At 58.6% G+C, this 23,876-nt stretch carries 16 protein-coding genes; 3 read left to right on the forward strand and 13 right to left on the reverse strand.

Annotated features, from left to right (window positions below; all coding sequences use genetic code 11):
• On the reverse strand, positions 1 to 3,740 hold a 3,740-nt coding region (locus FFR93_RS39130), incomplete at its 3' end, for a N,N-dimethylformamidase beta subunit family domain-containing protein (RefSeq protein ID WP_138397076.1).
• Between the two features lie 544 nt (positions 3,741 to 4,284).
• Here FFR93_RS39130 and FFR93_RS39135 point away from each other — a divergent pair.
• On the forward strand, positions 4,285 to 5,595 hold the full coding sequence (locus tag FFR93_RS39135) for a polysaccharide biosynthesis/export family protein (RefSeq protein ID WP_171049345.1): 1,311 nt from the start codon (positions 4,285 to 4,287) through the stop codon (positions 5,593 to 5,595).
• Positions 5,596 to 5,743: 148 nt separating this feature from the next.
• Positions 5,744 to 7,252: an O-antigen translocase gene (locus FFR93_RS39140; RefSeq protein ID WP_138397078.1), complete on the forward strand. Its 1,509-nt coding sequence runs from the start codon at positions 5,744 to 5,746 to the stop codon at positions 7,250 to 7,252.
• 44 nt (positions 7,253 to 7,296) lie between these two features.
• Here the strand turns inward: FFR93_RS39140 and FFR93_RS39145 are convergent, their stop codons facing one another.
• Genes FFR93_RS39145 through FFR93_RS39170 form a run of 6 tightly spaced genes read right to left on the reverse strand, consistent with a single transcriptional unit; the run spans position 7,297 to position 12,825 of the window.
• Positions 7,297 to 8,514, reverse strand: coding sequence for a DegT/DnrJ/EryC1/StrS family aminotransferase (locus FFR93_RS39145; protein WP_138397079.1), 1,218 nt, complete (start codon positions 8,512 to 8,514; stop codon positions 7,297 to 7,299).
• Positions 8,511 to 9,482: an NAD-dependent epimerase/dehydratase family protein gene (locus tag FFR93_RS39150; RefSeq protein WP_064706740.1), complete on the reverse strand. Its 972-nt coding sequence runs from the start codon at positions 9,480 to 9,482 to the stop codon at positions 8,511 to 8,513. Before FFR93_RS39150 ends, FFR93_RS39145 begins: the two co-directional genes overlap by 4 nt.
• Positions 9,479 to 10,195 (reverse strand): acyltransferase, encoded by a 717-nt coding sequence (locus FFR93_RS39155; protein WP_138397080.1) that lies wholly within the window; start codon positions 10,193 to 10,195, stop codon positions 9,479 to 9,481. The genes FFR93_RS39150 and FFR93_RS39155 overlap by 4 nt, the downstream gene beginning before the upstream one ends.
• The gene (locus FFR93_RS39160; RefSeq protein ID WP_138397081.1) at positions 10,185 to 11,288 is read right to left on the reverse strand and encodes a DegT/DnrJ/EryC1/StrS family aminotransferase; all 1,104 of its coding nucleotides are present in this window, start codon (positions 11,286 to 11,288) and stop codon (positions 10,185 to 10,187) included. The genes FFR93_RS39155 and FFR93_RS39160 overlap by 11 nt, the downstream gene beginning before the upstream one ends.
• Positions 11,285 to 12,322 (reverse strand): Gfo/Idh/MocA family oxidoreductase, encoded by a 1,038-nt coding sequence (locus tag FFR93_RS39165; RefSeq protein ID WP_138397082.1) that lies wholly within the window; start codon positions 12,320 to 12,322, stop codon positions 11,285 to 11,287. The genes FFR93_RS39160 and FFR93_RS39165 overlap by 4 nt, the downstream gene beginning before the upstream one ends.
• On the reverse strand, positions 12,319 to 12,825 hold the full coding sequence (locus FFR93_RS39170) for an acyltransferase (protein ID WP_064711123.1): 507 nt from the start codon (positions 12,823 to 12,825) through the stop codon (positions 12,319 to 12,321). The genes FFR93_RS39165 and FFR93_RS39170 overlap by 4 nt, the downstream gene beginning before the upstream one ends.
• Positions 12,826 to 13,368: 543 nt before the next feature.
• Here FFR93_RS39170 and FFR93_RS39175 point away from each other — a divergent pair.
• On the forward strand, positions 13,369 to 14,148 hold the full coding sequence (locus tag FFR93_RS39175; RefSeq protein ID WP_138397083.1) for a response regulator transcription factor: 780 nt from the start codon (positions 13,369 to 13,371) through the stop codon (positions 14,146 to 14,148).
• A gap of 204 nt (positions 14,149 to 14,352) precedes the next feature.
• Here FFR93_RS39175 and FFR93_RS39180 read toward each other — a convergent pair whose 3' ends face one another.
• From FFR93_RS39180 to FFR93_RS39210, 6 genes are all read right to left on the reverse strand, one after another.
• Positions 14,353 to 16,191, reverse strand: a complete 1,839-nt coding sequence (locus FFR93_RS39180) for a glycosyltransferase (RefSeq protein ID WP_138397084.1) — start codon at positions 16,189 to 16,191, stop codon at positions 14,353 to 14,355.
• A gap of 4 nt (positions 16,192 to 16,195) precedes the next feature.
• Positions 16,196 to 17,239, reverse strand: a complete 1,044-nt coding sequence (locus FFR93_RS39185) for a UDP-glucuronic acid decarboxylase family protein (RefSeq protein ID WP_138397085.1) — start codon at positions 17,237 to 17,239, stop codon at positions 16,196 to 16,198.
• Positions 17,240 to 17,285: 46 nt separating this feature from the next.
• Positions 17,286 to 18,740: a sugar transferase gene (locus tag FFR93_RS39190; RefSeq protein WP_171049343.1), complete on the reverse strand. Its 1,455-nt coding sequence runs from the start codon at positions 18,738 to 18,740 to the stop codon at positions 17,286 to 17,288.
• Between the two features lie 7 nt (positions 18,741 to 18,747).
• The gene (locus FFR93_RS39195; protein WP_138397087.1) at positions 18,748 to 19,614 is read right to left on the reverse strand and encodes a WecB/TagA/CpsF family glycosyltransferase; all 867 of its coding nucleotides are present in this window, start codon (positions 19,612 to 19,614) and stop codon (positions 18,748 to 18,750) included.
• A gap of 680 nt (positions 19,615 to 20,294) precedes the next feature.
• Complete coding sequence (locus tag FFR93_RS39205) at positions 20,295 to 22,430, reverse strand: right-handed parallel beta-helix repeat-containing protein (RefSeq protein WP_138397088.1); 2,136 nt, start codon at positions 22,428 to 22,430, stop codon at positions 20,295 to 20,297.
• Complete coding sequence (locus FFR93_RS39210) at positions 22,427 to 23,749, reverse strand: O-antigen ligase family protein (protein WP_138397089.1); 1,323 nt, start codon at positions 23,747 to 23,749, stop codon at positions 22,427 to 22,429. Before FFR93_RS39210 ends, FFR93_RS39205 begins: the two co-directional genes overlap by 4 nt.
• Positions 23,750 to 23,876 lie beyond the last annotated feature (127 nt).

The following is a 23,876-nucleotide window of genomic DNA, read 5'->3' on the forward strand; positions in this document are numbered from 1 at the left end:
GTGAAGGAGAAGGCGGAGCCGACGGTGGCGTTCTGGCCAGCCGTCTGGACGGCGAGCACCGGCGCGTCGTTGGCGCCATGGATGGTGATGGTGAGGTTTGCCGTGGCGGTAGCGCCTGAAGTGTCGCGCATCGTGTAGCTGAAGACATCGCTCAGCGTGTTGGTCGACTGGCGCAGCGCCTGCACGGCGGCATTGGCCTCGTTGACGGCATAACTATAGGCGCCGGATGAATTGAGCACGAGACTGCCATAGGCGCCGCTGAGCGCTGCGCCGAGCGTGCCCGATGTCGTGCCGAAGCGGACCGCCGTCACCGTCTTGGTATCGCCGGCATCCGGATCGGTGTCGTTGGTCAAGACGTTGCCGCTGGCCACCACGCCGCCCGAGCCGTTGGCAACGCCGCCCTTCTCCGTCGCATCCCCGGCATCGGCAACCGCCGTCGGCGTCGTGTTCGAGGACGAGGGATTGAACATCACGTCGACCCAGTAATTCGTCGCGCTGAAGCTGGCAGTAGGATACAGGCTGTTGTTACCGTATCTATATACGCCATTACCGCTCGCCGGTGCCGTCAGCGGCCCACTCGTTACGTTCGAGACGAAATAGTTGGTGGTTGTCGAGTAACGACCGACATTCGTGTGGTACGACGCCGTGTAGGTCTGTCCGGGCGTCAACGCCACAGGACTGGAAAAATACGCGGTCTGCCAGCCGCTGGCGGTCTCGTTGGCAAAGGTGAGAGTCGCGATCCGCGTGCCGGTGCTAGACCAGAGTGAACCTGTATGCGTGCCGGTGTCCTGACTTCCCTTGTAAAAGCGAATGCCGCTGACAGTCCCAGCCACAGAGGTTTGGAAGCGGACCCCGAGTTCGACGGCTGACGTATCGTTTGTATTGACGACGGCCGGAGTCGCCGCGCCGAAGAGAGACGTGTAGCTTGGCCCACTGACGGTAACCGTGCGACCAGCCGAGGGTGCTTCGAGATTGATGCTGTCGTCTACGGCACGGGACAGGATCGTATAGCTACCGACGGCCTGCGGCGACCAGCGATAGGTCCAGTTCTCATCGCCTGTCGCTGGATGCCAGCTTGCGCCATTGTCGGTGGAAACCTCGACGCCGGCGACCACTCCGCCGCCCGTGTCGGCAGCGGTGCCTGTAATCGTAACGGTGGATCCGACGGTCGCCGTTGCTGGCACCGTTATGACGGAGGTCGGCGCAACCTGGTCCGACGAAGCCGTCGCGGCGACCAGCCCGGATTGCAGCGTCCCCGGCTGAATGCCCATATCGGCAAGCAAGTTGACCATTGCCTGCTGCACGCGCGGGTCCGTCGGCGTCGCCGTGAGGTCGTGATTGTCGCTCAGGCCCCATGTCCAGTAGACGGTACCGGCACCGAACACCAGCGCTCCGCTCGGAGCGCGATAGAGCGTCAAATTATGGGTCGAGACGCCATTGCCGGTCGTGTTGCCATAGTCGAGCAGGTAGGTGCTTACAGGAACCGTCGTCGAAGACAGCTTGACTAGGCCGGCCGGATCGAAGCCGTTGTCGGGGGCTTCGTCCCACTCGTAACCAAGATAGTTCTTGGTGAGCGTCGCCGTCTGGCCGGGCTGAAGATTGGCGACGCTCGTATTGCGCCAGAAACGCAAATTGGCATCGTCATAGGGAATAGTGATCGCCTGGAGATTGCTGCCGACGTCGTCGACCTGGAACAGCTGCCCAGTCAGTGAGTTTTCCGGATTACCGCCGCCGACAGCGGGTGGGCTGAGGCGCGGATCACGGAAAGTACCTGTCCATTCGTTGGAAGGGTCGATGCTGGCGCTCGGCGACCAGGTCTCCTTATAGGAGATCAGCGTGCGGTAAGGCGTGGCATCGGCGCTATAGGCATTGCCCCAGCGGGTGCGCCAATAGACCTCGTTGCCGCTCCAGAACTGCAGGTTAACCCCCGCGTCACGGGCGGCTTCGACATTGGCGCGTTGCTGGCCCGACCAGTATTCGTCATGCCCGGCATCGATATAGGCTTTGTGATTGAGCAACAGGCTGCCGTAGCGGTCGACGTCCACACCCGATAGATACGAGACATCGTAGCCGTTCTGCTCCAGCCAATAGATGCCTGCGTATTCGGCGCCGAAGAGATAGTCCTGCGGGCCAGCAACGGTTCCCACGCCACCGCGGGTCGCGATCGGTCTGTTGTAGCTGACTGCATAGGCACGGCCAGCTCCCTGCCCCGTCGCCGGTCCGTTGCCGCCATAGAAGTTTGCGCCACCCCAGCCGTTATAAGCTTGCCAGGTCTGATCTGCGGTCTGGAAGACGATGTCGCTGCGGCTGTCGTCGTCACGCACGATGAACGGGATATGATTTTGGCCGGAGGTGCCATCCTGACGCACCAGCTTGGCGATATAGACGCCTGAGACCGCGTCCTCTGGTACAGTCCACGACGCCGAGACTGCCCAATTGCCGGCATCCACCGTGCCGGTCGAGGCGTTGCGCAGCGGATTCGGCTGCGTCTGCAATCCGGTGTGCTGAATGGTGTGGACCTTGCGGGCGCCCATGCCGCCGTAATAGCCGAGCCTATAGATATCGATCCGATAATTGGTGGAATTCGTATTGATCTTGAAGCTGATCGTCTTGCCGTTGTCGACGCTGATGTCGGTCGCAAAACCCTCGATGTTGGAGCTGCCGGCACCGTCGATGCCCCACTCGCTCTCCGGGTTGCCCTGCTTCTGGTTTTCCAGCACGATTATGTTGTTGGCCGCCGCCGCGGCCGCCAGATTTTGCGTTGTCAGCGACCGCTGCTGTGGGGAAGGCGGCATCGTCACTGAGCCGGAAAGGATGCCGATGCCCTTCGATTTGGCGGAGCCCGTTCCGGTCTCTCCGCCGCCTGGCAACGATCCGGTGAGGACCGTTGATTCCCGCCAGCTTGCGGTTCCGCGCCAGCCCGAGAGAGGGGATAAATCACGATCGAGAAGGGGGTCGCTGATCGAGGCGCCGATGGCACGCTTGATAATCGACACATAGTCCGGCCCTTCGGTCAGCCTGGTTCCCGGCAACTGACCGTCCGGCTGAAGCATGGCGCCGCCGTGAGCCCAATCAAGCATCCGCACGGGCGAGGTAAAATAGCCGCACCCGCACACGCCAAAGGGCATGCCGAACGCCAGCGAATTGGCGCCGGCATCGTGCACAGTTGACTGCGCCGATGGGGCCGACTCGAGAATGACGACCTTGCCCGAGTGCGCACGCTCGCCCGCCGCCGCACCAGCAGAACCTTGCGCAGAAGCTGTCGATACAGGGCTTTGCGAGAGATAGGGAGCCAGAGGATCATCGCCGATGGAGCTCATTCCAGCGTAGGTGCGCTGAAGGGACGATGCAGCCCCGAAAGAAACTCCATCCGCATGCCCCTGGAAGCTCGCAAAAGCCGGCATATGAGCGGATGGCACAGACGCGGCGACATCACCGCCTCGACCTCCGATTTCGCCGATCGCCTTGGAAACGTCCGGCAAGGACGATGTTGCGCGGTTGATATCGGCCGGGGCGTCCGCGACGCCGATCACCCCCGCTCTCTGTCCAGAATGCTCGCCGAGCGCCGCATCATGATCGGGGTTGCCGACGAGGGTACCGTGCTTGCTTGCTTCCGCGCTATCCTTGCGCCTTTCTGCAGGTTTGCGCGGTTTTCCCGTTCCGCCGACGCTCAACCACCGTGGCACCAACGAATCCAGCAGGAGTGAGCGCGAGGTCCACCGGCGAGCGTTGCGATACATTGCAGGCACCTCTCGCAAAATTTATCGGGATCAAATGTATAAGGATCGCCTCACACGAGTTCTGAAGTATAGCCGAAAAATAAGCGAGTATATCCTACACCTTTCGCTCTACAGGCGGTATCCTTTGGGCAAACGGCCATGTCCCGTGAACCTGTGATGTCGCGGCGCCAACGCCCGAGCAGGAAGCCATCCACTCGATCGTTCGAGCAATGGGCAAAGGCTGTCGGGATCGCAGCACCTTAGATCTGGCACGAGCACGCGATCACTGCCCTTCGCGGCTGGCGCGCCTATTCCCTTGGGCATGATCTCCTGATTTCTTGGGGCGATACCCCCGTGAGATATGAGCTCCCGCTTGAATTGGGCTGAAACACCCACCCCCGCCTCATCAATATTGATGAGGTAAAACGAACGACCTTCACCTTCCTCAAGGCTTCGCCAGACTGCACACTAGCCATGCGGCTTCGGACCTTTCGTCCGGCGGTCGAACAGCGTCAAGGCATTGGACCGGCATCCGTTTAAGGATGTTTGCAGGCGAGATATGTATATGATTTCATCGCACCGCACCCCCCACCTGTTCTTTCGCACGGTATTTGTCATCGGTGCACTTGCCTTTCTTGCCGGAGCCGTGTCGCCGGCTCTCGCCGATAGTGCGCCCTTGGCTCCGCAGACGAAAATCCGTCTGACGATCGTCCAATGGATGCAGTCAAAAGGCCAATATGAACGATGGGACGCTCTTGGCGGCGAATACAGGGTCTCGGATGAGGGCACAGTCTTCCTGCCCTTTCTTGGATCCCTTTCGGTCGGCAATCGCGGAAACGCCGATCTCACAAACGAGATTGCCAAACGTCTGCAGGAAAAAATCGGCTTGGTTCAGCCCCCCGCGGTTACGATCGAAATTCTCGAATATCCGCCAATCTATGTTGTGGGAGACGTAACCACGCCCGGAGAGTATAAATTCCGCCCCGGCCTTACCGTCCTGCAATCCCTGGCAATGAGCGGCGGTCCGCTTCGCGCAAAAAATCTACTGCAAACGCAGTCGATCAAGCTCGCCGGCGAATTGCGGGAAATCGATCACTCGATCCTGCGTAGCACCGCGAAACTGTCGCGGCTCCAGGCCGAGATGGCCGGTGCGAAGGAAATTACCTTCAGTCAGACGAGCGGCGCCGATCAGCAATTTTCCGCCGGGATATACAGTGAGGAGAGGGTTATTTTTCAAGCTCGTGCAAGTGCGCTGGAGAGACAGTCAAAGGCGCTCACGGAATTGCGCGAACTTTTGACCACCGAAATTTCGACGTTGGAAGAGAAACTGGTGGGCGCAGACGATAATATCAAATCGGTAGAGGACCAGCTGACCAGCGTTAAGTCTCTGGTGCAGAAAGGCCTCACGATCTCGTCGAGGCAGTTGGACCTGGAACGGTTGCTGACGACCTACCGCTCCGACAAGCTCGACCTGGTCACCGCCATCATGCGAGGCCGCCAGGCAATCAGCGAGACAACGCGGAATCTCGAGGGGCTGTCCGACACGCGCCGGAGCGAAGTCGCTGTCGAAGCGCAGTCGGAACGGGCAAAGCTCGATCAGCTCAAAATGAAGCGCGAGATGACGCAGAAGCTGCTCCTCGATGAACTCGCGGCCGACAATGGCTTGAAAGACCGCAGCGAGGAACTCCCCATCACTTTTACGGTGAGTCGGCGGAATGAAGGACGAATCGATCAGTTCCAAGCCTCAGAAACAACGACACTGGCGCCGGGTGACGTAGTGAGGGTCGTTCGCCCCCGCATTCCGGACGAGCCGTCGGAGTCTGCCTCCGACCCATCTGCAGAGACCGAGACGCTCGCAGATCGGACAAGCCAGTGACCTGCGACAAGCCTGCGTTGCAATGGTGGAAGTGGTCACGGGTAAACCGATACAGGCGGTCGCGTATCTCCGAAGCTGCGTTGAGGAACATCTCCGGCATAACGCGCCGGAGATCCTGTGTCTTGGGATAAACGGCTAGGGACCTTTGATGACTTTGCGCATGATCCCACCCAGCGGTCAGTCTTATACCCAAATCCTGAAGTCGACGATGCTGATGGGCGGGTCCTCGCTGGTGAACGTCGGCCTCAGCATCATTCGCAACAAGGCTTTCGCCGTTCTGCTCGGACCGGAAGGCGTGGGGCTTATCGGCCTCTACGGGTCGATCGTCGATATCGCGCAAGCGATAGCTGGTCTCGGCGTGAGCAGCAGCGGGGTGCGCCGGGTCGCCGAGGCCGCAGGCACCGGCGACACAGAGAGGATCGCGCGGTCGGCGATAGCGCTCAGACGCATCTCGCTGGTGCTGGGAGTGCTTGGCGCGCTGTTGCTCGCAGCGCTGGCGCTTCCGGTCTCGAACTTCACCTTCGGCGGCTACCAGCATGCCGGCGCCATTGCGCTGCTGTCGCTGGCCGTATTCTTTCGGCTGGTGTCCGGCGGCCAGACCGCGTTGATCCAGGGCTTGCGGGGCATTGCAAATCTCGCCCGCATCAACGTGCTTACAGGGCTCTTCGGGACGATGGTCAGCATCCCGCTGATCTACCTGTTCGGCGCGCCGGCGATCGCACCATCTCTCGTGGCGATTGCGGCCGTCTCGATCCTGCCCACCTGGTGGTACAGCAGAAAGATATGCAGGCACCCAACGCCAACGTCGCCGCCCCAGTTTGGCCGGGAGGCGACAGCTCTGCTGAGGCTCGGTGTGGCCTTCATGGCAAGCGGACTTCTGACCTTCGGCGCAGCCTACGCAATCCGCATTATCGTACTGAACGAAGGGGGCGTCGTGGCGGCGGGATTGTACCAGGCAGCCTGGGCGCTTGGCGGCCTTTACGCCGGTTTCATTCTGCAGGCGATGGGGACCGACTTCTATCCGCGCTTGACCGCAATTGCGGCCGACAATGCCGAGTGCAACCGGCTCGTTAACGAGCAGGCAGAAATCAGCATGCTTTTGGCCGGCCCCGGTCTGATCGCCACCTTGACCCTGGCGCCGCTCGTGATGAGCTTGTTCTATTCCGCTGAGTTTCACGGGGCTGTCGATCTTCTGCGTTGGATCTGTCTTGGCATGATGCTCCGGATCGTCGCTTGGCCTATGGGTTTCATCGTCCTGGCGAAGGGTGCGCAAACTATCTTCTTCTGGACTGAGGTCGCTGCGACGCTGGTGCATGTCGGGCTAGCCTGGCTCTTCGTCGCGAAGCTCGGTGCACCAGGGGCCGGCATGGCGTTTTTTGGCCTCTATGTCTGGCATAGCATCCTGATTTACCTGGTCGCGCGGCGGCTCACCGGATTCCGGTGGTCGCCTGCCAACCTCAGGCACACCCTGCTTTTCCTGCCCGCATCGGGATTGGTATTCACGGCCTTTCTGGCCTTGCCAATATGGCCGGCGATGACGATCGGCTCTGTCGCGGTGGTTGTGAGCGGGCTCTACTCGTTGCGCATGTTGGTCAAGCTGCTGCCGCCTGAGTCAATGCCCGCAATCATTAAGAAATGGATCGCGAAGCCGGCGTGAGAGGCGATGCGATCGGGGTGACCCGATCGCATGCTGATCCTGCATCACGCAGGAACGATATCTCGATCGCGCCGCAAGTTTGCGTGTGGAATGGCGGCTTCGGCCATCGATCCACGAAGCGCCTCGACAACCCTGGCGATGTCGAGGTCCATCATCTGAGCAAAGAGCGGCAGGATTATCGTTTGCTGCTGCGCTGACACGCTTCGCGCGAGATTAGTGGCGGCGCGATGGAAGCTCTGGCCGGAATAGGCTCCCTCCAGATGAATGTTCATCACGCCGCGCCTGGTCGAGACGCCGTTATCGAGCAGTGCTTGCATTACTGCCCGCTGGTCGACGGCATCAGGTAATCCCACGCAGAAACTCTGCCAGTTACTGCGAGCCCAACCGGGCTCGATCGGCGGCGCAAGCCCGGGGACCGTGGAGAGGCGCTCGCAATATTGATCGGCGAGCCGCCTTCGCTGCGCGATCAGCTCCGGCAGCCGCCGCAGCTGCACCCGTCCGACCGCGGCCTGGAGGTCGGTCATGCGGTAGTTGTAGCCCAATTCGTCATAGTCCTCGAAGATCACCTGCTTCGAGCCGTGGCGGACTGCGTCGGTGACGCTCATGCCATGTTGACGCCACAGCCGGAACTTTCGGTCATATTCGGGATCCGCCGTGGTCAGCATGCCGCCATCACCCGTGGTGACGACCTTGCGGGGGTGGAAGGAGAAACAGGCAATGTCGCCATGCGGCTTGCCGATTTTTTCCCACCGCCCGTCCCACAGAATTTCGCTTCCAGTCGCACAGGCTGCATCCTCGACAACCGGGATCGAGTGGCGTTTGGCGATCTCCACAATCGAACGGAGATCGCAAGGCATGCCGAGCTGGTGCACGCACAGGATTGCCTTGGTGCGGGGGGTGATTGCCGTTTCGATCAGGCTTGGGTCGATGTTGTACCCGCCTGCTTCGATATCGACAAAGACCGGCACTGCATCGCAATATCGAATAGCGTTCGCCGTCGCGATGAACGAATGGCTGACCGTGATGACTTCATCCCCGGCGCCGACGCCGACCGCCTTCAAGGCCAGATGAAGCGCGGTCGTGCAGTTGGAAATGGCACAGGCGTGCGGGGCGCCGACAAAGGCTGCAAATTCGCTCTCGAAGGCCGCGACTTCGGGCCCCTGCGTCACCCATCCCGACAGAATAACGCGGCGCACAGCCTCGGCCTCTTCCTCCCCGAGAACGGGCTTGGCGACCGGAATTGAAGATTGAGGGGAGCTCATGCTGCAGCTCCCCCCGCAGCGGTCTGCTGCTGCCACCAGGCAACGAGATCACGAAGCCCCTGCTCCATGGAGATCTCCGCCTTGAATCCGAGGAGCCGTTCGGCCTTGCTGGTGTCGGCCAGACGACGAGTTACTCCGTTGACTGTCCGGGCCTCTTTGTGCTGCGGCTCGAGTGAAACGCCCATGATGCTGCTTAGCAACTGCGCGAGTTCCAAGAGGCTTATTTCCTGGCCGCTCGCGACATTGAAGACTTCGTCCGTAACGTCGCTCTTCGCGGCCAGGATGTTGGCCCGCGCGATATCGCGTGCATCCACGAAGTCCATCGTCTGGCTGCCGTCTCCGTAGACGAGCGGCGGCATTCCAGCCGCAAGGCGCTCCATCCAGCGGATCAGCACTTCGGTATAGGCACCGTAAACGTCCATTCGCGGTCCGTAGACGTTGAAATAGCGCAGCGCCACATAGTGCAGGCCATACATTTCAGCGAAGCTGCGCAGCAGTCCTTCGTTGAAGGTCTTGGCCGCACCATAGATCGTCCGGTTATTGTAGGGATGATGCGCTTCCGTGGTCGGGAAGCTTTCGGCGAGGCCTAGCACTGATGCCGAGGAAGCAGCCACGACCTTCGCCACGCCTGCCCGCACGGCAGCTTCGAGGACGTTGAACGTGCCCTCGGCCAGCACATCAAAGGCGAGCCGCGGGTCTTCCGCGCATTGCGTGATGCGGATCGCCGCCTGGTGGAAGACGATGTCGACGCCTTCGAAGGTTTTCGCCAGAAGCGCTCTGTCGCGGATATCGCCCTCGATGATGTTAACGGACCCGCTTGATATTGCCGTGCTGAGGTTGTCCCGGCGCCCACGCACGAAATTGTCGAGAATGATGATTTCGCGAGGTTTTTCCAATGCGACAAGATCGGCAATATGCGAACCGATCAGACCGGCACCGCCGGTAATGAGCACTCGTTTGTTTCTCATGATCTTCCCTCACGCGACATGTTCGTCATCGGATCATTCTCCGAACGCCAACGTATGAATTTCGCCGGTACACCCGCGGCAACCGAGAACGGCTCGACGTCGGAAATGACGACTGCCCCCGCTCCGACGATGGCCCCCTTCCCGATGGTCACGCCGGGAAGAATGGTCGCATTCGTTCCGATATCGGCCTCTGCACAGATGCGCACCGGTTTGATTTCAAGATCCGTACGAATGATCGGAACATCTATCGGCAGTGCCGTGTGGGTAGAGCCAAGCACCTTGGCGCCGGGCCCCCACCCGACAGAATCCTCGATCACCAGGTGGCGAGCGTCGAAATAGGCCATCGGGCCGATCCAGACATTGTCGCCGATCACGCAGGTGCCGTCATAGCGCCCCTGAATATAGGCCTGAGCGCCGATGAACACGCCATCGCCGATTTCGAAAGTTTCCGGGTGTTTGAAACCGGCACCGCCTGCGACCTGCAGCCCCGCGCCACAACGCCGGGTAATCGCTTGCCAGATGGCTTTCCGCATCATCGTGTCAACGACGCCATCCCCTGTAGAGAAGCGACCGTAGAGTTCGATGAGGCCAGCGCGCCCGTATGACTGCCTGAGCTCTTCGGCGAGCCCCGCCTGGTAGGCAGGATCTGCCGGTTTCTCGCTGCGGCCGTGAACGGCCCGCACGACGCGAGCCTCGCCTGGATTAGCTGACATAGGCATACTCCAGCGCAGCAGCGACCTGATCGACGTGCTGGACGGGCATTTCAGGATAGATCGGCAGCGAGAGAACCTCGCGCGCGGCGGCTTCCGAGACCGGGAATTCGCCGACCTGGTAGCCGAGGTCGGCGTGGGCCTTCTGCAAATGAACAGGGATCGGATAGTGCAAACCGGACGGAATGCCCTCTGCTGCGAGCACACGCTGCAGGCCGTCGCGATCGTGACTTCTGATGGCATAGACATGGTAGACATGCCGCCGCTCGGCCGCTTCGGCAGGCGTCCGCAAATGCGACGCTCCCGCAAGCAGAGAGGAGTAGCGGCGACCATGCGAACGACGGGCTTCGGTCCAGGTTTCGAGATGCCGGAGCTTGACGCGCAGTATGGCTCCCTGAATGGCGTCCATGCGGTAGTTGAAGCCCTTCAGCAGATGGTGATAGCGCTGTTCCTGACCCCAGTCGCGCAGCATGCGCATGGTCTTGGCCTGCTCGTCGCTGTTCGTGACGGCGATACCGCCCTCGCCGCAGGCGCCGAGATTCTTGCCCGGATAGAAGCTGAAGCAGCCGGATGCGCCAATGCTGCCGGCGCTCGCGCCTTTATACCGCGCGCCATGTGCCTGGCAGGCGTCCTCGATCACCGGGATCCCGTGGTGATCAGCGACTGCCATGATCCCATCCATATCGGCCATCTGGCCGTAGAGATGGACGGGAATGATCGCCTTGGTCCGGGAGGTAATCTTCGCCTCGAGCTGAGCCGGATCCATTGTGAGCGTCACAGGCTCCACGTCGACGAATACGGGTGTTGCGCCCGTGTAGCAGATCGCCGAAACCGTAGCGACGAATGTGAATGGCACGGTGATGACTTCATCGCCGGGGCCGACGCCCGCAGCAAGCAGGGAGAGATGCAGGGCGCTCGTTCCGGTATTGACGGCGATCGCATGCTTGACGTTGCAATAATCCGCGAATTCCTGCTCGAGACGGAGGACTTCCTCCCCGAGTATATATTGCCCCGAGGCCAAGACGCCGAGCACGGCGGCGTCGATTTCGCTCTTGATCGATTGATATTGTGCTCTGAGGTCCAGAAAGGGGATCATGCGATGCGCCTCGCCTCTTCGAGCTCGATGATCCGACCGCGCTGGGCGAGCGATCGGCTGGCTGCTTCAAGGATGCGAACGACGCGCAGCCCGGCCTGGCCGTCTGCAATGGGGCGCGAATTCTGCTCGACGCATTCGACGAACTGATCCAGTTCGCGTTTCAATGCCTCGGTCATATCGAGCTTGGGCGCCCACATGTCGCCGCTGCGGTAGCCGACCATCATCTGATGCACTTTCTCGCCATACGCATCAGAATTGGGGCACATGGTGATGCCCTTGTCATAGACCTTGATTTTTTCGCTGGGCTCCAGATCGTCATAGACGATCATCTTGTTGCTGCAGCCGATGAGCGTGCGGCGGACCTTGACCGGGGCCAGCCAATTGACGTGAACGTGGGCGATAAGCTTGCTATCGAAGAAGAGCGTCAGATAGGCGATGTTCTCCGGCTCGCCGAGCACATGGCTCATGCCCGTGGCCGAAACAGCCACCGGCCTTTCCTGCACGACATGGTCCAGGATGGAGAGATCATGCACCGCTAGGTCCCAGATGACGCTGACATCATGCTGGAAGAGCCCCAGGTTGACCCGAACAGAGTCATAGTAATACATATCGCCCAAGCCGCCCTCGACCAGTTCTCGCATCTTGCGGACGGCGCCGGTGTGGACGAAGGTATGATCCACGGCCAGCACGAGGCGGCGGCGCGTGGCTTCCTCGACCATCCGTGCGGCTTCGTCCGTCGTCGATGCCATCGGCTTTTCGACGAAGACATGCTTTCCAGCCATCATGGCCTGCATTGCGAGCTTGAAGTGGGTCGAAACCGGCGTTGCGATAGCGATCGCATCCACTCTCGGATCGGCCAGAACTTCCTCGAATTTATCGGTGATCGTTATTGCGGGATACCGGCTCTTAACAGCTGCCAACCGCTCGACATTGAGATCACAAACTGAAACGAGGTGCGCGCCGGCCGCCTCCGAGATGTTGCGAACCAGATTCGGACCCCAATAACCATATCCGACGACAGCGATACCGATCATTCCATTTCTCCCAACGCAAACATATCGACCGGCCCGTCATTGACGCGGCCAATCACCCTGGCCGGAACGCCCGCGACGATGGCGCCATCCGGCACGTCCTTTGTCACAACCGCTCCGGCGCCGACCTGAGCAGCCTCTCCTATCGTCACGCCAGGCAAAATGGTGGCGTTGCTGCCGATCGACGCGTGGCGCTTGACAAGTGTGGGGATGAGGATCCAGTCCTCCTCCGTCTGGAGGCTTCCATCCGGATTAATGGCGCGCGGGTAGGTGTCATTCGTAAACATTACCCCGTGGCCGATGAACACGCCGTCTTCCAGCGTCACGCCCTCACAAAGGAAGGAATGGCTGGAGATCTTGCAGTCTTTCCCGACCACGACGTTCTTTTGAATTTCGACAAAGGTGCCGATACGCGTTCTTGCGCCGATCGTGCAGCCATACAGATTCACGAGATCTCGATGGTGGATGACGGTGCCGTCACCCAGCTTGACGTTTGATGCAATCATCCTGCAAACCCCTACTCCTAACAGGCCCAGTTTTCAGTCGAAACAAACAATCTGGCGATTGCGTCCAAGGTTTCTCACCATCCTGGACAAATATTTCTCTCCATTCCAAAGAGAATCGTTTTCTTCATCTGAGTAAAGAAACAAAACGTTTAAGTTTATTCACCTAAAGACGTATCTACTTATGACGACTTACACCCGGGTTCATGCATTCGGCCCAATTTGATGGCGCGATCACCCCCCGCACCAGTGGCCGGGACCTACGCCGGAGACAGTGATCGTTTCCTTGCATTTAGTGGATCATCGCAAAACGGCTGCGTAACAACTGAGAATATCCGACAATCCATATAGTAAGACCTAAGTCCTACCCAGGTTTATATTCACATCTGCACGCCAGTTACGGAACTCTGTTAGTACTTAACCTATATTAGCTACTGTAACGTTCCGCGAATTGTGGTATTCGATTCCTACTTTAGAGTTTCCTAAACCCCCGTATTGAGAGGGGTCGGTACTCGGAGGCGTAACGTGTAGAGGGAGGGTGAAGCTGTGAATTCAGCGCTTATACCGAATTTGGATCTCAGGCAGGAAAACGTAGCTGTTCCCCTTAAGATAGAAAATGGCGCCGCGCACACACTTGCGATGTCGGTAAGGCAAACGCATTCGCTTGTCATTCTCGATAATCGTGAGCTCGATCGGCAATGCCTGGCGCAATGCATGGCTGCCCAAAAGGCGGATTTGCAGATTCTGGCATTCGGATCAATTGAGGAGTGGAAGCAGAAGCGCGACGAATACGCTCCGCTTTCGGCAATTCTCTTGAACGTCGGCGGAAAAAAGGTCGATGAACCGGCCGTTTCGGAGCAAATCCGGAAGCTTTCCTCGGAATTCGCGTCCACCCCCCTCATTGTATTGGCTGATAGCGACGATTTCGGCCAAATCGTTAGGGCCCTCGAGTACGGAGCCAAGGGGTTCATACCCGCCTCAGTCAGCGTCAGCGTCTGCATGGAGCTGATCGCGCTGTCAGTGGCAGGAGGAATTTTTGTGCCTGCAAGCGCCCTATTCGCCATGCGTCACTTGCTGGATTCGAGCAACGCGACCGCTCGCCCGCTCGCCGGTATATTCACGGACCGTCAGGCAGAAGTGGTGGAGGCGCTCCGACGCGGAAAGGCGAACAAGATTATCGCTTATGAGCTCAATCTTAGAGAAAGCACTGTGAAAGTGCACGTTCGCAATATTATGAAAAAGGTCAAAGCGACGAACAGGACGGAAGTCGTGTTCAAGCTCAACGATCTTTTTCAGAACAATCTTTCGGGCGGGTTGGCGAACTGACGATGCCGATGCGGTAGCCGGTCAGATCTGACGTCGCAACACGAGCACATTCTCTCCCTGAACATCTCGGTGGCTGCACGATACGCCACCGAGTCGATGATCTGACGTCATAGACGTGTGTCAGTGGCGTATGTTCAGCCTCACCTGGAATTTGTCACGCGTGCCTCTCCAGGTGAGGCTGTCCACTCGTGCCTTTCCCCACAGCTAATTGCCGCTGCCCACAGGAGGCTTGGAAAGCGCCATTCGAATCCTGCGCAACGGGCCTCGCTGCGAACGAGGGACCAGACCTCGCGCAAGATGCCAGAGATATCGGAACTCCGGCAGGGGCGGCACATTCGGCCTCAAGCCATTCAGGCGCAGTTTGATCATCAGGCCATCGATGCCCGAATAGGCTCGCAGGCGCCAGCCAGCATCAGGTGTGAACCGTGGGGGTGATACTTTCTCGTCATCGGATGCGCCAAGCGAAGCACGACGAAGAATATTTGCAAGATTTGGCTGTCGGCACTGTTCAAGAGTCTCGGCGAACCATTCAAGCCACTCAAAATCGTTTCGATCGAAGGGCTGATGAATGCTTTTTCGCTCCCTGTCATGCCGTCCCGAGACGACCCCATCGGCTGAGCGAGCGAGTTGCGCGATGACGAGGCGCGCGCGCCTGAATTCGTCATGTGACAGAGATGGATAGAAGTCTTGCAGCCTCCGCGCCCGCTCAAACTGGCCTCTGCAGATCAAAGCAAGAAGGAAGTAGGCCCACTCGACGGGATCTGGATCAAGCGCCCCATAGTCGACGATGGTGACCTTGATCAGGTCCACCAGAAGGTCATAGGCGCGATCGGCGTCACCCTCCCGCAATGCGCATACGGCAAGGCGAAATTTCGCTTCGGGCAGATAGGACACATAGTCGAGACAGCTGAGGTAGCAGTGCTTGGCCTCCTCCACCCTGCCCTGCTGGAGAAGCAGGTCTCCCTGCTTTAGCAAGGCGCGATCGCTCGCTTCCCAGACGACGTGAACGCTCTCTTGCTTTGAGATGCGCCTGACCTTCGCAAGATCGCCGAAAGGGCCGGACTGGATGATCTTTTCGCCGAACTGCAGGCCTTTGTTCAGCATGAACCACTGATATATTTGGGGCCTGTGGCTCAACGTATGACGCGAGTGGATCAAGCTGTAACCGGCTGCCGTGATGCGCCTTGTTTCGTCGGGATGGGCAAAAAGATAATCCAGCCGTTCGACCACGTTGCCGCCGTCAACAAAGACACAGTTCTCCATGTCGACAAAGCCGGCTGCCTCCACTGCTGCCGTGCGTTCCGTCACGAGACAGGCCTTTGCCCCGGGGATCTCAAAATGCTTGCGCACGACCTCGCCGCCCATGGTACCGCATGTGGGGACGACGAAGCTCGCGTTGAGCGCCCGCGCATAGGCCTCTCCAGACAGGAGCTGGGCGGCCAGCTTGCTCTCATAGGCGTGTTGCGGCGAGACCAGGCAGGGGTAACGGTCGCGGATCATCGGAAAGACCGCCTGTCGCCAGGGATAAAGACCATAGGCCTGACCCGTGAGCGTGACCGGGATGACCTTTTGCTGCCCATAGTCATGGTAGACTTCAGGATCGATAAAGTTCGGCCAGACGAACAGGTTCTCCTTCACGGCCGGCATATATTCCGGCGTCATCGTAGCGATCGCGAAATACGTCTCAATGCCCCACTGCTCCATGTCGGAGAGAAAGCCGGCGCGTCGATCGCACCATGGATCGGCGTTATGAAGGCCAAGCTTCGGAACGGCGATGTGGGTATTAGTGTTGGTGATTTTTATCCGACGTGAGCCATGCGACCGATAACCGCTTTCGAACAGCGTCAGATCCGGTTCATATCTGTCGCATATCTCTGAATAATCGCAATCGCGGTTAATGACGAAGACATCGAAGTGGGTTGCGAGGCATTTGACCTGCTGCTGCATGTGCAGCAGCAGGTAACCGGCGGCGTTCGCATTGGGCTGATGGTCCCATTGAAAAAAAACGAGCCGCGGCTTTCGATGATCGACGTTGCTATTCATGTCCCTATCGAATGGCTTCAGGGGCATTGAGTTCGGCGCTCGGAGAGGCCAGATGCGGATAGGGCATTTGCCGGGACTTGACGTTGAACCTGTTGTTTACTCCGCCGGAAAGCTTCCACTCAAAATAAGCAATCGTTCTCTCAAGCCCCTCACGAAGGTTCACCTTCGGCTGCCAGCCCAGTTGTTGGGTTGCGCGGCTGATGTCGGGTTTGCGCTGTGTCGGATCGTCAATCGGTAGAGTCTTGAAGACGATGCCGGACTTCGATCCGGTCATTTCGATCACCATTTCTGCCAATTCACGGACCTGGAATTCTCCGGGATTGCCGAGATTGATCGGGCCAGTAACCCCAGCGGGCGCAGCCATCAAACGGATGAAGCCGTCGATCAGATCGTCCACATAGCAGAACGACCGTGTTTGCCTGCCGTCGCCGAAGATGGTGATCGGCTCGTTGCGAAGCGCCTGAACGATGAAATTGGAGACGACGCGGCCGTCATTTGTCTGCATTCGCGGACCGTAGGTATTGAAGATCCGCGCCACCCGGATTTCCACCCCATATTGACGATGATAGTCGAAGAACAGCGTCTCGGCGCACCGCTTGCCTTCGTCATAGCATGCCCGCGGGCCTATGGGGCTGACGCTGCCGCGATACTCCTCGGGCTGCGGGTGAACTGCCGGATCGCCATAGACCTCGCTCGTGGATGCCTGGAAAATCTTCGCCTTGGTGCGTTTGGCCAGGCCGAGCATATTGATCGCCCCGTGCACATTGGTCTTCACGGTCTGCACCGGATCGTGCTGGTAGTGGACCGGAGATGCTGGGCAGGCGAGATTGTAGATCTCATCGACCTCTACATAAAGCGGGAAGGTGATGTCGTGGCGGAGTATCTCAAAACGAGGATCGTCAAGAAGGTGCAGCACGTTGTCGCGTGAACCGGTGTAGAAATTGTCCACGCAGAGGACGTCATTGCCCTCTCGCAAAAGCCTCTCGCACAGGAATGATCCCAGGAATCCGGTGCCGCCGGTAACCATAATTCGCTTCTGACCGTGCATTGATCTGCTCCGTTGTTAATGTTTGCCCACAGGGATGGAGAACATGTCAGCAGGCTCCCTTGCCTTTCAGAACTGCAGGAATTGTGCTGAGAAGTATGTGCCAATCGAACCACAAGGATCGGTTGTCGATGTAGAATTCGTCGAGTTGCTGCTGCAGTTCGATATCCGCGTTGCTTCGTTCGGATATCTGCCAAAGCCCCGTCAGCCCCGGCGTTACCGATCGCCGCTTGTCACGAAACTCCCCATCCATCGCCGAAAGGTGATACTCTGGGAACGGGCGCGGCCCCACGAACGACATCTCTCCTGCAATGATGTTTACCAACTGCGGGAGTTCGTCGAAGCTCGACGAGCGAAGCACATGCCCGATCACCGGCAGGATGCGAGGATCCTCCCGAAGCTTGAAGTGGCTCGACCACTCGGCTTGTGCGGCCGGATTGTCCCGGAACAATGCTTCAAGGCGCTGTTCCGCATCTCTGTACATCGTTCTCAGTTTCAGGACGCGCACCGGCTTGCCGGACAAGCCTTCCCTGGCGTGCCTAAAGAAGACGGGGCCTGGATCGATGGCATAGATTGCAGCGGCAGCAACCAGAACGCAGGGCATAAGCACCAGCGTCGCAGGGATAGCGATCGCAAGATCGAGGACTCGGCGAACCAGGTTCCAGTCTGCCGATCTCCCGCCGATGGCCAAGCGAATACCAATCTCTCCGCCGACATCCGCCGGTCGCAAGCCGGTTATCTTGAGGTTTGGCGTGTCGGAGAGGAGGATGACTTCGGCGAACTGGCGACGCATCGTTGCCAGCTCGCCGATAATTGAGCTCGTATCGTCAGCGATCAAGGCGATTGACGGTCCGCCGTCGGGTAATACTTCCGACGTATCGGGAGAAGAGGATTCCGGCAGGATGCCGTAATGCCAGTGCTCTGAGAAATACGCCGTGAGCGCAGGGATACGATTGCGGGCACCGATGATCACTGCCCGCTCACCCCAGATACCAAGCCTCCAGGACAGTCCTCGTGCGGTCCAACGCAAAAGAGGCTGAACAGCCAGTCCGAGGCCAAGGAAGCCGATGGTCGGAAGCAGCAGTCCTAGCCCTCCCGGCAGAAGGATCGCCGCAAGCGCTGCGATGACGGCCACCTTGAAGGACGCTGTCGTGCGGCGGCGCAGATGTTCGTGGTCGTGAAGCCGATATCCGGGATAAAGCGCGTTCGACGCATAAAGAAGAATCGCTGCCAGTGCCGCGACGGCGAAAGCGCGCTCCAGCACCATATTCTCCGAAGCGTTCGAAAGGAACGGCAGAAGAAGAATATAGGCTATCAGATAGCTTGCGATGTCGCCGGCAATCAGAAATGACGACGTAGCGAGCCGAGGCAACCTGCGCCCGAGTGGAGCGGGTATCTTCAGCCCTGCCCGCTTGCTGAATTCGGCGGTCGGCGTGGGGTTTGCCACGAAAGGGGCCGCCTTCCGTAGGTCGGACGTGATTGCTGACGGCGCAAATAGTGACATGATCGCTTCACACCTTTACGGCTGTTGATTTTGGCGAACTCGATCCAAAAACCTCGTCTTCGATCGGAAACTTGCGAAGCCCAAGTCTCTGGAATGCTGTCAGTGAGATGAAGGCCGGCACGACAAGCGCATAGCGCCGCCACAGCCGTCGCGGCTCGCACAGAAGGCGAAATGCCCATTCGAAGCCGCTTCTTTGGATGAACCTTGGAGCTTGCCGCTTCAGGCCGGCGTGGAAATCGAATGCAGCTCCGACGCCGATAAGCATCGATGCATCCAGACGGTCACGCATGCGCGCCATCCAGAGTTCCTGCTTGGGACTGCTCAGCCCCACCCAGATGATATCGGCGCCGGATCGATTGAGCCGGTCTGCAATATCGGCTTCCTCTTGCGGTGACAATTTACGAAAAGGCGGCGCATACGAGCCGGCTATCTCAGCTTCCGGGAATTTCGCGAGAAGCCGCGCCTGCAAGTGCTGCAGCGTCTCGGGCGTTGCGCCATAAAGGAAGTGGCGTATACCCTTCGATGTGCCAGCCTCGAAAACAGACAACATCAGGTCAGGTCCGTACACCCTGTCGCTCTCCGAATGGCCGGCGTGTTTCAATGCCCAGACCAACGGCATGCCATCGGGCGTCACGAGGAACGCGCGGTTATGTATCGACCGGAGCTCTGGATCGTCTTGGCATCGGACAACACCGTGTGCGTCGCGAACACACACATATTCCCTCCTGCCCTCTTCCATCGCTTTTTGAATAAAACCGGTCGCGCTTTTAAGATTAACAGCTGAAATTCGAACACCAAGGACATTAGTCCATTCCAGGGAGTCCTTTTGTTTAAGAACTGAAGCCGGGTTTCTGTCTGCCGTTTTCTTTCCCATGACTACGCTTCCGCGATTTAAACTGTCATCAGAATATGCCGACAGCGCGATTGCCTCCATACTTGCAGTTCCAACTATTGGACGTAGGAGACACTTGATACTCCTACGCCTTCGGCCGAGATAAGTTACAATGTTCGAAGTAAGGCGGCGTACCCCCACGGCTTGCCACGTCGCTCTTTTTGATGAGTGCGATCCCGAAAGAGCGGTTTGATCTTCACAAAGCCGCGGAGATGGTCACTGTCGCGCCTGAGAGCCCTTGCCGGTCAGCGTATAGCATTCCGCCGAGGCGGGTTTTCGTCAGGGCAAAGGCGATTGGCGATGGGTATACTTCAAGGTAAGTCCGAGCCGATCGCCTTTGATCCTGGCTATAGATGCCCGGCTCGGCCGCTTCGCGATGGCGAGGCGATAAGTGGGTCCGGCGATTCTGAAGTTTTGCAGATTTGCCAGGCACATCTGCGGGAGGGTTGGCTGAAACGAGCCGGCTGATCGATCCGCCGACCTGGCCGTAGAGATTGCGGCCGGCCGGTCGACCATCCGACTCCGTTTTGAGCCTACAGAATGATTCAATCTAATCCGGGAGGCCTAGGCTGGGGAGATTGACCTGCAGCGCGCGCACGAGTTGGTCGAGCAGTTTCAAGCTGCCATGGCAGAACGCATTATATTCCGTCGCGTCGCCGGTCTTATTGTTTGGGATGCGACGCCACGCTGCCTCTGTCGATCCCAGCCTGCTGAAGATCGCTTAGACTGCCGAACTCCCCTGAAGGCATGATCTCCGGGTGTATCCGGAAGCTCTTGTCGTTCAGATTGCCGCTATAGCGGTTGCGCGCAAATTGCACCGATTCGAGCTTGTGGTCAGGCACGTAAATATATGCTGCAAGCCCATTACCGCTATCGACCGTCACGATATTGTCCTCGATACGATTGGGCTGTGCCCAAGGCGGACGCCACCCCCTGCCCGTGCCGTCATCAACGCGGAAGGCAGCTCCGGAACCGCCGGTAATGACGTTTCCGGTCACCAGATTGCTCCAGCCGCCGTTTATACCGATCGCCGATATGTTGCCCGAAAGAGTGTTTCCTTCAATGCGCACTCCACTGGCCTTGCCGTCCGTATAGATCGCCCAACTGATAGGAGACGGCCATTCGTTGGTATTTTCATATCCAGAAGGCCAGAACGTCCCGTCGGCCCTGTTCATGAGCTGACCTGTGCCGGTGACGAGATTGTAGCGAATGCTGCTGTTCAAAGGGTCGGCCTGCTCGCCCATCATCTTGATGGCACCGCCGTCCGCCGTCTGCTGATTGGCGTTGCGAACCACGTTGTGTTCGATGATCGCGTCGTGAACTGCGTCCTGAGGTCCCCACAGCGAGCCACCGGCGATACCGAACTGCGCTGCATTTTCGATGAGATTATGAGCGATCCTGACATTGTCGGCAGCTTGGAACCATATCCCGGCCGTTTCGAAATAGACCCTGCCGATGTCGTGGATGTGGTTCGACAAGATTGTCGCACCGTGGGATTTGCCGAAGGTGCCATAGGTCGTGCCGAGGTAAATCCCGTTGCCAGCCACATCTCCAATCACGTTTCCGGCAATCAAGACATCCTTGCTCTCGGAAACATGGATGCCGACGCCCACATTATCAATGGAGTTGCCGATCAGCCGGACGCCGTCCGCACGCTCGAGCCGTATGGCGCCAAAGCTTCTGGTGTCGGTACCGAACTTGCCGCTACCCTGCGGATTCCCATCCCGGAACCGGAGCCCCGACACAACCATTCCGTCGGCTCCATGCAGTCTGAAGAATGTCGGCAGGATGCCGACGACAGCCGTAGAATTGGTTGTCACTCCATCGGCCGGGATATAGGTGAGTTTCCCCCCAGCGCGGTCGTACCACCACTCCCCAGCGGCGTCGAGCAGGGCCACCGCCCCAGTCAGGAAATAGCGGCTGCCTTCTGCGGTAAAGAAATAGGCGGTGCCTTTGGTGTTAACGGCCCGCTTCGCCGTGTCGATTGAAACCACTGGGAGCGTGTCACTGCCCCATTGGCTGCCGGGGTGAAACCCGCCCACAATGTGGGCGACAAGCCCTGCTGCATTTTTTGAGATCGGAAGATCGCCGGCACGGAAGCAAAAGCGCGTGTTACCATGCCATATGTCGTCATCCTCAGTGCACTTGGCCGCAAAAAGCCATCCTTTGCGCGGATCTCCGTCGAGTGGAGCGTTGGGAAAGCGAGCCTGCGTCTGGCGCGCGCCGTTGACGAAAAGGTCGCCCACATCCCGGCCCGGAGGTAGCTTCAGTGACGCCGTCCAGCGGCCATCGGCCCGCGCCGCCCAATTGCGCACAAGCGGGCCACCGTGCAGAACCGGCGCCTCGTTACATCTCGCTGCGATGACCAGGCCCGCATCGCGAGCATCGAAAACTATCGGTTCAGTGAGATAGTAGTCCCCATTGCCCATCGCGATCGTGTTTTGGCCGCCCTTCTCACGCGCAGCATCCCGAGCTTTTTCTATGGTGGCAAAAGGACCGTCGGTACGCTGAGAATTTGGTTTGGCAAGATGACCACTCCAGTTGTCTTTGCCATCGGGAGAAACATAGAAGACTGTCCGGGCCGCGGACATGCCTGTCAGTACTTTGCTCAGTGAAGATCCCTTCAGCCTGTCCGAAAGGGTCGCAGGCGAAGCTTCCGCGCAAGTCGCCTCCCTGACCGCCGTATGCAGCCTGTCGGGCGCATCTGGATCGGGGCCCATCGAGGCCAGGTTGCTCGGTTGCGGAAAAAGCGTCGCAGGCAAAATGCTCATCAAGATCGGTGCGATGCGCAGCCTCATGAGATATGCAGCTCGGCCGTTTTGCTGCGTGCCGATGCCGACAGTGACAGGCCCGGCGCCGTTGAAACAACAGGCTCGTACAGCGAAAACATAATGATGCCCGAAATAAACAGAATGAAAATCGCGTCATTCTGGATCAGGAAGATGGTCTCGGTCAGGTTCATCACCAAAATCACGACGGTGAAGACATTCAACCACAGCCAGCCATAATGCGGGTCCCGGCATTGGAGAACCGCACCCTGACGTAATGCCTGCAAAAGCATCAGAGCGAACAAAATCATTCCGCTTATTCCGAAGTTCAGCAGCGTATCGCGGAATCCGTTATGGGCGTGGGGAGCCATCCATTGGATCTTCGACCAGATAATCCAGGCTTCGGGGTTCGCCTCCGTCCAAAACGCCTGGTAGCCGAAGCCGAGCAGCAGATGATCGGCAATCTGACCATCGACCAGTTCCCACAAAGGCACTCGGCCCGTCAAAGTGGCATCCTTACCAAGTGCTTCAAGGAATGGAACGAGGTACTCGTGAAGCAAAAGGAGGAGTCCAAAGGACATTTGAACAAAAAACAGGATGAAGACGATGCGACCAATGCCACGGATCCGCTGCAGCACGGTGTAGAAGCCGATTAGGCAATAGGCCGATACCGTCGCAATTATCGCGGTCATCGATCCGGAACTGACGAGACAAGCCCCACCCGCGATCAACGAGATCAAAGCAGTTCGCCGCAGACCCTGGTGACCGTCCATTATAACGGCCGTGGATACCAGTATCATCATGCTGGCGTACCATCCGAGGCTGTTCTTGTGGATGAATATGCCGCGCACCGCGCCGTCCATGGGCATGCGAGCGAGACCTGGTGACACGACGAAAATCAGCAGGCTGAGGCTGATACATGCTCCGAAGGTCGCAAATGCAATGAGAAGCAATTGCCTCGGGGTGAAGCGTATCGCCAACACATAAGCCAGGAGGACTGTAAACAGCAGGCCAATGGCACGCCTGAATGTCGTCGATGGGCCTACCGACCAGAAGACAGACACAAACGGCATGGCAACCATCAAGGGGACAAACCAGTTTCGCTTGAGGGCTGTCAGAAATTGCGAAAAATTTCGTACCAGCATCAACAATGTAAAACCGTATACGGGCAGGTAAAGCAGACGCAATATGGACCTGGCATGACCGCTAAGGGCTCCGTCGGGATCCGCCAAGATGAGCGGGAAAAACGCGCCAGTCTGCAGGAAGAGGCACAGGCCGGAGCCCCAGCACTCAATCGCTCGCCAACTGACAGTCGGCCCATTCGCCATTCTAAGCGTATACGCTCTCATTACCGGTCCCGACTTGCTTGGACAGATGAGAGGCTTGTGCTCGCGGCAATTTGGAAAGACATGGGTCCCCTCTCATAGCTGCGCTGCTTCCAACGAACATCCCGCCACCTCCCCAGTCAACTAACGC

Source organism: Rhizobium sp. MHM7A (genome assembly GCF_005862215.1).
Classification (GTDB): domain Bacteria; phylum Pseudomonadota; class Alphaproteobacteria; order Rhizobiales; family Rhizobiaceae; genus Rhizobium; species Rhizobium bangladeshense.

Bases quoted from the DNA above. Each gene is read 5' to 3' on its own strand.
- FFR93_RS39135 (WP_171049345.1), top strand. From the start codon at position 4,285: ATGATTTCATCGCACCGCACCCCCCACCTGTTCTTTCGCACGGTATTT.
- FFR93_RS39140 (WP_138397078.1), top strand. From the start codon at position 5,744: ATGACTTTGCGCATGATCCCACCCAGCGGTCAGTCTTATACCCAAATC.
- FFR93_RS39145 (WP_138397079.1), bottom strand. From the start codon at position 8,514: ATGAGCTCCCCTCAATCTTCAATTCCGGTCGCCAAGCCCGTTCTCGGG.
- FFR93_RS39150 (WP_064706740.1), bottom strand. From the start codon at position 9,482: ATGAGAAACAAACGAGTGCTCATTACCGGCGGTGCCGGTCTGATCGGT.
- FFR93_RS39155 (WP_138397080.1), bottom strand. From the start codon at position 10,195: ATGTCAGCTAATCCAGGCGAGGCTCGCGTCGTGCGGGCCGTTCACGGC.
- FFR93_RS39160 (WP_138397081.1), bottom strand. From the start codon at position 11,288: ATGATCCCCTTTCTGGACCTCAGAGCACAATATCAATCGATCAAGAGC.
- FFR93_RS39165 (WP_138397082.1), bottom strand. From the start codon at position 12,322: ATGATCGGTATCGCTGTCGTCGGATATGGTTATTGGGGTCCGAATCTG.
- FFR93_RS39170 (WP_064711123.1), bottom strand. From the start codon at position 12,825: ATGATTGCATCAAACGTCAAGCTGGGTGACGGCACCGTCATCCACCAT.
- FFR93_RS39180 (WP_138397084.1), bottom strand. From the start codon at position 16,191: ATGAATAGCAACGTCGATCATCGAAAGCCGCGGCTCGTTTTTTTTCAA.
- FFR93_RS39185 (WP_138397085.1), bottom strand. From the start codon at position 17,239: ATGCACGGTCAGAAGCGAATTATGGTTACCGGCGGCACCGGATTCCTG.
- FFR93_RS39190 (WP_171049343.1), bottom strand. From the start codon at position 18,740: ATGTCACTATTTGCGCCGTCAGCAATCACGTCCGACCTACGGAAGGCG.
- FFR93_RS39195 (WP_138397087.1), bottom strand. From the start codon at position 19,614: ATGGGAAAGAAAACGGCAGACAGAAACCCGGCTTCAGTTCTTAAACAA.
- FFR93_RS39205 (WP_138397088.1), bottom strand. From the start codon at position 22,430: ATGAGGCTGCGCATCGCACCGATCTTGATGAGCATTTTGCCTGCGACG.
- FFR93_RS39210 (WP_138397089.1), bottom strand. From the start codon at position 23,749: ATGAGAGCGTATACGCTTAGAATGGCGAATGGGCCGACTGTCAGTTGG.